Source organism: Bradyrhizobium sp. WSM4873, assembly GCF_055811355.1.
Genome location: NZ_JBVVPS010000043.1, coordinates 29,306 through 39,132 on the forward strand (window position 1 = coordinate 29,306; position 9,827 = coordinate 39,132).

The following is a 9,827-nucleotide window of genomic DNA, read 5'->3' on the forward strand; positions in this document are numbered from 1 at the left end:
CGCGCTAATCCCGTCCTCGTGGCGCAGCTTCGCTTGCTGCGCTCTTGTGCATGCGGCATGATTGCGGCAACAGCTTTAACCAAGAGCAATAACCAAGCCGCCATCAGAGTACGGCGCGATAAGGGAGGTCTTTTCCATGAAGCATGTTTTGTCCGGCATTTTTGCTGCTGCGTTGGCGCTGAGTGCAAGCGCCGTGCAGGCCCAGGACAAGCCGCCTCTGAAGATCGGCGGCATCCTCGACATGTCGAGCCTGTATGCCGACATCACCGGCCCCGGCAGCGAAACCGCGGCCAAGATGGCCGTGGAGGACTTTGGCGGCGAGGTACTCGGCCGCAAGATTCAAGTGCTGGCTGCCGACCATCAGAACAAGGCCGATCTCTCTGCCAACATCGCCCGCGACATGCTCGACAATCAGGGCGTCGAGATGATCTACGACGTCGCGGCCTCCGCGACCGCGCTCGCCGCTGGCGAGATCGCGAAAGCGCGCAACAAGATCATCATGTTCAACGGCCCGGGCTCGATCCGCCTCACCAACGAGGCCTGCGGTCCCTACACCATTCACTACGTGTTCGACACCTACGGCCAGGCCAATGTGACCGGCCTTGCGGCCGTGAAGTCGGGCCTCGACACCTGGTTCTTTCTCACCGCCGACTACGCCTTCGGCCAGGATCTGGAGAAGGACACCAGCGCGGTCGTGACCAAGACCGGCGGCAAGGTGCTCGGCAGCGTGCGACATCCACTCAACACGTCGGATTTCTCGTCGTTCCTGCTCCAGGCCCAAGCCTCGAAAGCAAAGGTGATCGGGCTCGCGAATGCCGGCGGCGACACCGTCAACGCCATCAAGCAAGCGGCCGAGTTCGGCATCACCAAGGGCGGCCAGAAGGTCTCGCCGCTGCTCGCCTTCGTGACCGACATCGACTCCATCGGGCTCGAGACCGCGCAGGGCCTGTTGCTTGCGGAAGCTTTCTACTGGGATCTCAACGACGACACCCGCGCGTTCTCGAAGCGCTTCCAGGAGCGCATGAAGCGGCCGCCGACCTCGGCGCAGGCGGGCGTCTATTCGTCCGTGACGCACTACCTGAAAGCGGTGAAGGCGGCCGGCACGACCGACGCCGCGACGGTGATGAAAGTGATGAAGGAGACGCCGATCAACGACTTCTTCGCCAAGAACGGCAAGATCCGCGAGGACGGCCGCATGTTGCACGACATGTACCTGTTCGAGGTCAAGAAGCCGTCGGAATCCAAGGGCCGCTGGGATGACTACAAGCTGCTCGCCACCGTGCCCGGCAGCGAAGCGTTCCAGTCGCTGGAGCAGTCGCGCTGTCCGCTGGTGAAGAAATAAACACCGTCATTGCGAGGAGCGAAGCGACGAAGCAATCCAGGCTGTCTCCGCAGAAACATTTCTGGATTGCTTCGCTTCGCTCGCAATGACGAGCGTCGATAGTCCGAGCCAAACAACAACAAGGGAGACTCCCCATGAGTAACGACATGGTCCTGCAGAAGCTCGAAGGCGGGCTGCTCACCATCACGATGAACCGGCCCGAGCGTAAGAACGCGCTCAACCCGGACATGGTCGCCGGGCTGGTCGTGGCGGCGCGGCGCGCGGCTGATGATCCGGAGGTGCGCGCGGTCTTGTTCAAGGGCGCGGGTGGCAGCTTCTGCGTCGGCGGCGACGTCAAGTCGATGGCCGAGGGCCGGGCGCTGCTGCCGTTCGAGGTGAAGATGGCGAACCTGCGCCGCGGCATGGAAGTGTCGCGCATCCTGCACCAGATGCCAAAACCCGTTGTGGCGCAGCTCGACGGCGCTGCCGCCGGCGCGGGTCTGTCGATGGCGCTGTCATGCGACCTTCGCGTCGCCTCCGAATCCTGCAAGATCACGACCGCCTTCGCCAAGGTCGGCTTCTCCGGCGATTACGGCGGCACCTATTTTCTCACCCAGCTGCTCGGCAGCGCGCGGGCGCGCGAGCTCTATCTGACCTCGCCGGTGCTTTCCGCAAAGGAAGCTCATGCGATCGGCATGGTGACGAAGGTCGTCCCCGACGCCGAGATCGACGCGGCCGCGCACGAACTCGCGCTGTCGCTGGCGCAGGGCCCGTCGATCGCGCTCGGCTTCATCAAGCGCAACATCAACAATGCCGAGCATCTTGCGCTGGAAGATTGCTTCGACGGCGAGGCGATCCACCACACCCGCTGCAGCGACACCGAGGATCACAAGGAGGCGGCAAAGGCGTTCGTCGAGAAGCGCAAGCCGGCCTTCAAGGGCGCATGACGATGGCGCCCTATATGCGGTTGCGGCAGATCTGCCTGGTCGCGCCGCAGCTCGCGCCCGTGATCACTGACATCGCTGATATCATGGGCCTCGCTGTCTGCTACAACGACGGCAACGTCGCGAAATACGGCCTGGAGAACGCGCTGCTGCCGGTCGACACGATCCTGCTGGAGGTGGTCGCGCCGTTCAAGGACGGCACCACGGCCGGTCGCTTCATCGAGAAGGGCGGCGGGCGCGGCGGCTACATGGCGATCTTCTGCTGCAACGATCCCGACGAGCGCGGTCGTAACGCCAATGCTCTTGGTGTGCGCACCGCCAACGTCATCGACCACGCGCCCTATCACGGCGTGCAGCTCCATCCCCGCGACTGCCGCGCCGCCTTCATCGAGTTCAACCACACCGAAGGCAGCGACGACATTTTGGGGCCGTATCCACCGGCCGGCCCCGACTGGCAAAAATTCATCCGCAAGGACGTGACACAGGCGTTGACGAGCGTGGAGATGCAGAGCCCGGATCCGCAAGGGCTGGCCGAGCATTGGGGCAAGCTCATCGGCATTGCGCCGAGTGGCGATGCCGAATTGAAGCTGCCCAATGCGACTTTCCGGTTTGTCAAAGGCGCCAGCGAAATCATGAGCGCACTGGAGTTTCAGGTTGCGGATGCGGCGCGCGTGCTGCATGCCGCCAGGGCGAAGGGACATGCCGTTGCAGGCAACGAATTTTTGCTGGGCGGAGTGACGTTCCGCCTGAGTTGATTGTCTGATAGTGATCCGTCACCCTGAGGTGCTGGCCTCTTCGGCGAGCCTCGAAGGGCGACGGCCACCAGCGGGGCCGTTCATCCTTCGAGGCTCCCGATGGGACGCTCAGCGGCCCATCGCTCGCACCTCAGGATGAGGGGGTGGGAGAGCGCGGTGGGCCAAGAACAAGAAAAGGTATCACTTCGTGCCGCATCCGCTCGACAGCTTCTTTGCACCGGCCAGCATCGCGCTGATCGGCGCCTCGCGCGATCACGAGAAGATTCCGGGCCGGCTGCTGTCGATGCTGCGCAAGAACGAATATTCCGGAAAAATCTATCCGGTGAACCCGAACTACGCCGAGATCGATGGCCTCATCTGCTACAAATCGATCACCGACATCGGCGCGCCGATCGATCTCGCAATCATCCTCATCCCCGCCCGCGCAGTGCTTGCCGCGCTCGAGCAATGCGCCGCCGCCGGCGTGAAGAACGCCGTCATCATCTCGTCCGGCTTTGCCGAGGAGGGTGGGGAGAGCGCGGCGATGCAGGACGCGATCGCGGCGCTGGCGAGGCGCACCGGCATGCGGATTTCCGGTCCGAACGCCGAGGGTTTTTTCAGCCAGATGCAGCGCGTGGCGGCGACGTTCAGTCCCGCCGTGGATGTCAAGCCGGGCGTGGTGCCGCTGGTCGCCACGACGAGGCGGATCGGCATCGTCGCGCAGAGCGGCGGCATCGGCTTTGCCTATTATCACCGCGCCAGCGCGCTTGGCATTGCCGTGAGCTATGTCGTCAGTGCCGGCAACGAATCCGATCTCGGGGCCGGCGAGTTCCTGGATTACCTGGTGCAGGACGCTTCCACCGACGTGATCCTGCTGTTCATCGAAGGCATCCGCGACGTCGACAAGTTTCTCGCGGCAGCGCGGGGAGCCGCCGAGCTGAAGAAGCCCGTCATCGTGACGAAAGTCGGCCGCTCCGGCGCCGGGATGCGGGCGGCCGCCTCGCACACCGCGAGCATGGCCGGATGGTCGGCGGCCTACGACGCGGTGTTCGCCAAATATGGCTTCATCGTCTCCAACGATCTCGACGAGGCACTGACGATCGCAGCGGTGCTTGCGAGCAATCCGTTGCCGAAAGGCGATCGTGTCGCCGTGGTCACCGTCTCCGGCGGCGCCGGCATCTGGGGCGCCGATGCCGTGGCGCTGCAAGGCTTGCAGGTGCCGGAGCTCTCCGAGAAAATCCAGGCGGAGATCAAGGCGTTGATGCCGTCCTACGGCGCAGCGCGCAACCCGATCGACGTCACCGCCCAGGGCGTGACCTCGGGCGGCTTGCAGAAGAGCGTCGATGTCCTCACCGCATCCGACGAGATCGACACGATCCTGGTCGTGCTGTCGCTGTCGAGCGAAGCCCGCAAGCCGTTCAAGGAAGCCGAGTTGACGCCGGTGCTGGCCGCGCAGCGCAAGCCGGTGGTGTTCTATTCCTACACGGTGCCGTCCGATTTCGCGCGGCGCGAGCTCGCCAAATCCGGAGTCGTGGTGCTCTCGGGCCTCACCCATGTCGGCGTCGCGATGCGGCAGCTCGTCGATTATGCCCGTTTCGAGCTGCCGAAGCCGACGGACGAAGCGCGACCGCCGGCGCGCGATCTCTCCGTCCATCTGACCTCACCGGTTCTGTCCGAGACAGACAGCAAAGCATTGCTCCGCGCCGCCGGCATCGCGCTGCCGGACGAGGTGCTGGTGAAGGACAAGGGCGAGCTCGACGACGCCGTCGCCCGCGTCGGCTTTCCGCTGGTGCTGAAGATCCAGTCGCCGGACATCGCGCACAAGAGCGAGATCGGCGGCGTACGCGTCAACATCACCACAAAGGGCGAAGTGTTTCTGGCGTTCGAGGCGCTGCTCAACAACGCGCGCAAGCACAGGCCCGCGGCGGCGATTCAGGGCGTGCTGGTCTGCCCGATGGCGAAGCAGGGGGTCGAGATCATCATCGGCACGATGACGGACAAGACGTTCGGGCCGATGGTGATGGTGGGCCTGGGCGGCATCACGACCGAATTGTTCCGCGACGTCGTCTACCGCCCGGCGCCGGTCAGCGCGGACGAAGCCGGCGCGATGCTGGCGCGCTTGAAAGCCGCGCCGTTGTTGACAGGATTTCGAGGGGCGGCGATGGCGGATGTTGCGGCGGTGTCGCAGTTGATCGCGGATATCTCGGTGCTTGCGTCACAGCATGCGGCGGAGATCGCGGAGATCGAGCTCAACCCGGTGCTGGTGCAGGCCGAAGGCCAGGGCGTGACCATCGTGGATGCGCTGGTGGTGGGGAGGAGATAGCGCACCACAAACGCCGCTGTCGTCCTGGACAAGCGAGCGGAGCGAGCGCTGATCCAGGACCCATTGCCACAGGGAGTTGTTTGGCGAAGACTCGTGGTTACCAGCTTCGCGCCACAACTTCTCCCTGGGGTAATGGGTCCTGGCTTTCGCCAGGACGACGATGGAGCATGTGGCAAGGCGGCGGCGAAGCGACGCGTAGAGCGGTGGCTACCGCCCCCTGAAATTCGCCACGCGCCGTTCTTCCGTGGCCTTCACGCCTTCCTTGAAGTCTTCCGTCGCGCGCAGCCTGGTCTGCTCCTCGAGCTCGTGATTGGTGGCCGCCATCACGCGGTCGGCGAGCCCAGCGCGCATCGTCGCGCGGGTGGAGACGAGGCCGAGCGGGGAGCATTCGGCGATTTCGCCGGCGAGCTTCAGTGCGGCCGCCTTGACCTGGTCCTGCGGCACCAGCGCGTTGGCGAGGCCCCATTTGAAGGCCTCTTCGCCGGTGACGCGGCGGCTGGTGTAGAACATCAGCTCGGCGTTGTTCTTGCCTATCAGCTCGGGCAGCGTCACGGTCAGGCCGAAACCGGGATGGAAGCCGAGCTTGGTAAAGTTCGCGGAGAAGCGCGCTTCGGGGCAGGTGACCCGGAAGTCCGCCGATACCGCGAGGCCCAATCCGCCACCGATGGCGGCACCCTGCACGGCCGCGACGATCGGCTTCTTGGCGCGGAAGATGCGCACCGCCTGGATGTAGAGGTGATTGATTGCCCCGAGGCTGTCGGCCGGATCGCCCTTGGCCGTCTTACCGGCTTCGCGCGCCTCTTGCGCCTGCCGGGCCGGGTCCTGGAAATTGGCGCCGGCGCAAAACGCCTTGCCCTGCGCCGACAGCACCGAGGCGCGAATCTCGATGTCGCGATCGAACTCGTCGAGCGCGTCCGCGATCTGGTTGATCAGCGAAATGTCGAAGAAGTTGAGCGGCGGGCGGCGGATTTCGATGGTGCCGACGTGACCAACTTTCTCGACGCCGATATCTTTGTAAGTGCTCATGATGTCCTCGAATAATTAGCGCAAACCAAGCCCGCGGGCGATGATGCCGCGCAGCACCTCAGTGGTGCCGCCCTGGATGGTGAGTTTCGGCGCGGTTTTGATGGCGAAATCGAGCTGCCGCTCCAGCGCCTCGCGGTTGGTCGCGGTCTCCTCGACGAAGGCGGCGAGATCGCGCACGCGGTGCGGAAGCTGCTGCTCCCACACCGTGCCGATGTCCTTTACGATAGAGGCTTCGACGACCGGCTCCTTGCCGGCCTGCAGCATGCCCGCGACCGAGACCGACATGCGACGCATGGTGTGGAGCTGCGCCACCAGCCGGCCGATCCCTTCGGCGCTGCGCGTGTCCGGATTGGGACCAACGGCGCGAACCAGCTCGGTCAGCACGTAATAGGTCTCCAGGAAGCGCTCGGGGCCCGAACGCTCATAAGCGAGCTCGCTGGTCGCCTGCTTCCAGGCGCCGTCGACTTCGCCGAGCACATGATCGTCGGGCACGTAGAAATCGGTGAAGACGACCTCGTTGAACTCGTACTGGCCGGTGATCTGGCCGATCGGGTTCACCTGGATGCCCGGCTGCTTCATCTTGACCAGGAACTGGGTCAGGCCGTGACGCCGGTTTTCCTTGGTCGGCTGCGAGGTCCGGAAGATCGCGATCATGTAGTCGGCGATGTGCGCCGACGAGGTCCAGATCTTGGTGCCGTTGATGAGATAGCCGCCGTCGGTCTTGGTCGCGCGCGTCTTCGCGGCGAACAGGTCCGAGCCGGAGTTCGGCTCGCTCATGCCGATCGCGAAGCAGATCTCGCCGCGGCAGATGCGCGGCAGGATGTCCATCTTGATGTGCTCCGGGGCATACTTGATCAGAACCGGCCCGCTCTGGCGGTCGGCGACGAAGAACCGCCGCGTCGGCGCGTTGGCGACGCGCATCTCCTCCGTCACCACGTAACGTTCGAGGAACGAGCGTTCCTGGCCGCCATATTTCTTCGGCCATGTCATGCCGAGCCAACCCTTGGCGCCGACCCGGCGGGAAAATTCCGGCGCGTCGGTGTCTTCGCGGTTGGGCTTGTGCGGATCGAAGGTGCCGGCGGCGATCTCTTCTGCGAGGAACGCGCGCACTTCCTTGCGCAATTGCTCGCATTTTTCGGGCAGGCGGATCGGATCGAAACGGAGGGCAGCAGTCATTGTTGTCTCGTCCCTGATCAGCGCGAAGCCACGAGCGGCCACAATTCGTCGGCGCCGCGGTTGGCAATGAGTTTGCCGAGCTCGACGGCCCAGTGGCTTTCTGAACCGAAATCGTCGCGCCAGGCCAATGCCCGCAGCGAATAGCGGTGCAGGATGTGCTCCAGTGTGAAGCCGATCGCACCATGGACCTGATGCGCAATGGCGCCGCCCTTTTCCGCGGCTTCCGCGCAGCGGATTTTTGCCGAGGCGGCTTCGAGATAGACCGCGTCGTCGAACGACTTTGCATTGGCGATGGCGTCCGCGGCCGAGGTCGCCGCGGCAAGCGCAGCAGCCGACTCGCCGGCGAGGCGCGCGAGGTTGTGCTGCACCGCCTGGAATTTGGAGATCTTCTTCTCGAAGGCGACGCGCTCGTTGGAATAGCGCACGGAGATGTCGAGCATCGATTCCAGCGCGCCCGCGATCTGAAGGCTGCGCGCGACGCCGCCCATCAGCATCATTGTGGTCTGGTCAAAGCCGCTCGGGGCGGGCTTGATGGTGACGGGCTGGACCTTGTCGAGCGTGACGGTGTCGCTGTGGTCGTAGCCGACATTGAGTCCGGTCTCGATCCGACCCTTGCTCGCGTCGACCAGCGCGATCGAGGCGCCGTCCTTGCCGTGGGCCAGCACTGCGAAGTGCTTTGCCGCCTTTGCAAAGGGCACGCCGCGGGCGCGGCCAGAGAGCGCACCATCGGCATCGAGGGTGATACGATCCTTCGGCGACGCCGGCAGCACCGTCATCTCTCCCTCGGGGGATGCGATCTTCGCCTGCGCCAGCAGCCAGCCTGCCACCATGGTCTCGGCCAGGGGAACCGCGACCGCGAAACGGCCGGCGGCGTTGAGCAGCGCAAAGCCGTCGGCAAGGCTCGCGCCGGAGCCGCCGAGATCGTCCGGCACCCAGGCCAACGGGAGGCCGGCTTCGCTCAGCGCCTGCCACAGCGGCGCCTGCCATGAATCCTTTTTGTCATTGTTGACGGTCTGCGGATCGGCGAGATCGGCGAAGATTTTCTCCGCGGTCTCGACGACGATATTGTCACTCTCCGCCACAGCGTTCCCCGTGTTTTGCCATTGGCGCTTCCCGCCCCGTGGGCGAACGCGCAGGTTCTTCTTGCGCCCGATGATCCGAAAAAGCCATGGCCCTGACAAGCGCTGATCGCAGGTCAACCTGCAGCGCGGGCATGGACGCAAGGGACTATAGATGGCTAATTCCGCTTAGCGGAAGTTTGCTCGATTTGCAGGGCGCGGCAAACTCGCTAAACAGAACGTCGACATTCAATCAAGGGGAAGGAAATCCGGATGGCAAAGGACAGTTTGTGCGCGATCGTGACGGGGTCCGCCTCCGGCCTGGGTGCCGCGACCGCGGAAATTCTCGCACGGAGTGGGGCGCGGCTCGTCATCAACTATTCCTCGAGCCAGAGGGAAGCCGAGGCGACCGCGGAGCTTTGCCGCAAGGCGGGCTCACCGGAAGTTCTGGTCGCGCAGGGCGACGTCTCGAAGGATGACGATTGCCGCAAGATCGTCGCCGCGGCCAGCGGCTGGGGCCGGCTCGACATGCTCGTCAACAATGCCGGCACCACCAAGCATGTCGCCCATGCCGATCTCGATGGATTGTCGGCGGAAGATTTCCAGCGCCTGTACGGCGTCAACACCATCGGCCCGTTCCAGATGGTGCGCGCAGCGCGCAGCCTGCTCGAGGCCGGCGCCAAGGCCTCGGGGCGACCGTCCGCCGTGGTCAACATCTCCTCGGTGGCCGGCATCAGCGGCGTCGGATCGTCGATTGCCTATGCGGCAAGCAAGGGCGCGCTCAACACCATGACGCTGTCGCTGTCGCGGGCGCTGGCGCCGCTGATCCGCGTCAACACGGTATGCCCGGGCTATATCGACACACCATGGTTCACCAAGGGCCGTGGCGAGGCTGGTGCCAAGCAGGTGCGCGACAGCGTCGTGGCCAAGGTGCCGCTGAAGGTCGCATCATCAGCGGAAGACATCGCGCAGCTTGTCTGCTTCCTGGCGATGCCGGCCTCCAGCAACATGACCGGCGAGGTCGTGCGCATGGATGCGGGGATGCATTTGGTGACGTGAGGGCGCGCGGCTAGCGCGGCAAACGCAATCGTGGGGGCGGCCCGGGGGGGGGGGGGGCGGGGGGCCCGCGCGGCCGGGCCCGCCGGGGGGGGGGGGGGGGGGGGGGCGGGCGGGGGGGGGGGGGCGGCGGGGGGGGGGGGGGGGGGGGGGGGGGGGGGGGTGGGGGGGGGGGGGGGGGGGGGGGGG

At 65.2% G+C, this 9,827-nt stretch carries 8 protein-coding genes; 5 read left to right on the forward strand and 3 right to left on the reverse strand.

Translation table 11 applies throughout. The annotated features are described in order from the left end of the window. Positions 1-136: 136 nt before the first annotated feature. The 4 genes from AC0L21_RS33925 (at position 137) to AC0L21_RS33940 (ending at position 5,322) form a co-directional block, all read left to right on the forward strand. Positions 137-1,342, forward strand: a complete 1,206-nt coding sequence (locus tag AC0L21_RS33925) for an ABC transporter substrate-binding protein (protein WP_473266005.1) — start codon at positions 137-139, stop codon at positions 1,340-1,342. Positions 1,343-1,476: 134 nt separating this feature from the next. Further along, entirely contained in the window at positions 1,477-2,268 is a 792-nt protein-coding gene (locus tag AC0L21_RS33930; RefSeq protein WP_473266007.1) for an enoyl-CoA hydratase, read from the forward strand. A 2-nt stretch (positions 2,269-2,270) separates the two neighbouring features. Further along, a complete protein-coding gene (locus AC0L21_RS33935) occupies positions 2,271-3,020 on the forward strand; it encodes a VOC family protein (protein ID WP_473266011.1) in 750 nt (249 codons plus the stop codon). A 187-nt stretch (positions 3,021-3,207) separates the two neighbouring features. Continuing rightward, a complete protein-coding gene (locus AC0L21_RS33940) occupies positions 3,208-5,322 on the forward strand; it encodes an acetate--CoA ligase family protein (protein WP_473266013.1) in 2,115 nt (704 codons plus the stop codon). A 207-nt stretch (positions 5,323-5,529) separates the two neighbouring features. Here the strand turns inward: AC0L21_RS33940 and AC0L21_RS33945 are convergent, their stop codons facing one another. From AC0L21_RS33945 to AC0L21_RS33955, 3 genes are read right to left on the reverse strand one after another with little or no spacing between them, the layout of a single operon-like run. Further along, on the reverse strand, positions 5,530-6,348 hold the full coding sequence (locus AC0L21_RS33945; RefSeq protein WP_473266014.1) for an enoyl-CoA hydratase/isomerase family protein: 819 nt from the start codon (positions 6,346-6,348) through the stop codon (positions 5,530-5,532). 15 nt (positions 6,349-6,363) lie between these two features. Continuing rightward, the gene (locus AC0L21_RS33950) at positions 6,364-7,524 is read right to left on the reverse strand and encodes an acyl-CoA dehydrogenase family protein (RefSeq protein WP_473266017.1); all 1,161 of its coding nucleotides are present in this window, start codon (positions 7,522-7,524) and stop codon (positions 6,364-6,366) included. A gap of 17 nt (positions 7,525-7,541) precedes the next feature. Then, on the reverse strand, positions 7,542-8,606 hold the full coding sequence (locus tag AC0L21_RS33955; RefSeq protein ID WP_473266019.1) for an acyl-CoA dehydrogenase family protein: 1,065 nt from the start codon (positions 8,604-8,606) through the stop codon (positions 7,542-7,544). A 249-nt stretch (positions 8,607-8,855) separates the two neighbouring features. Here AC0L21_RS33955 and AC0L21_RS33960 point away from each other — a divergent pair, with 249 nt between their 5' ends. Continuing rightward, positions 8,856-9,641 (forward strand): SDR family NAD(P)-dependent oxidoreductase, encoded by a 786-nt coding sequence (locus AC0L21_RS33960; RefSeq protein WP_473266021.1) that lies wholly within the window; start codon positions 8,856-8,858, stop codon positions 9,639-9,641. Positions 9,642-9,827: the final 186 nt, after the last annotated feature.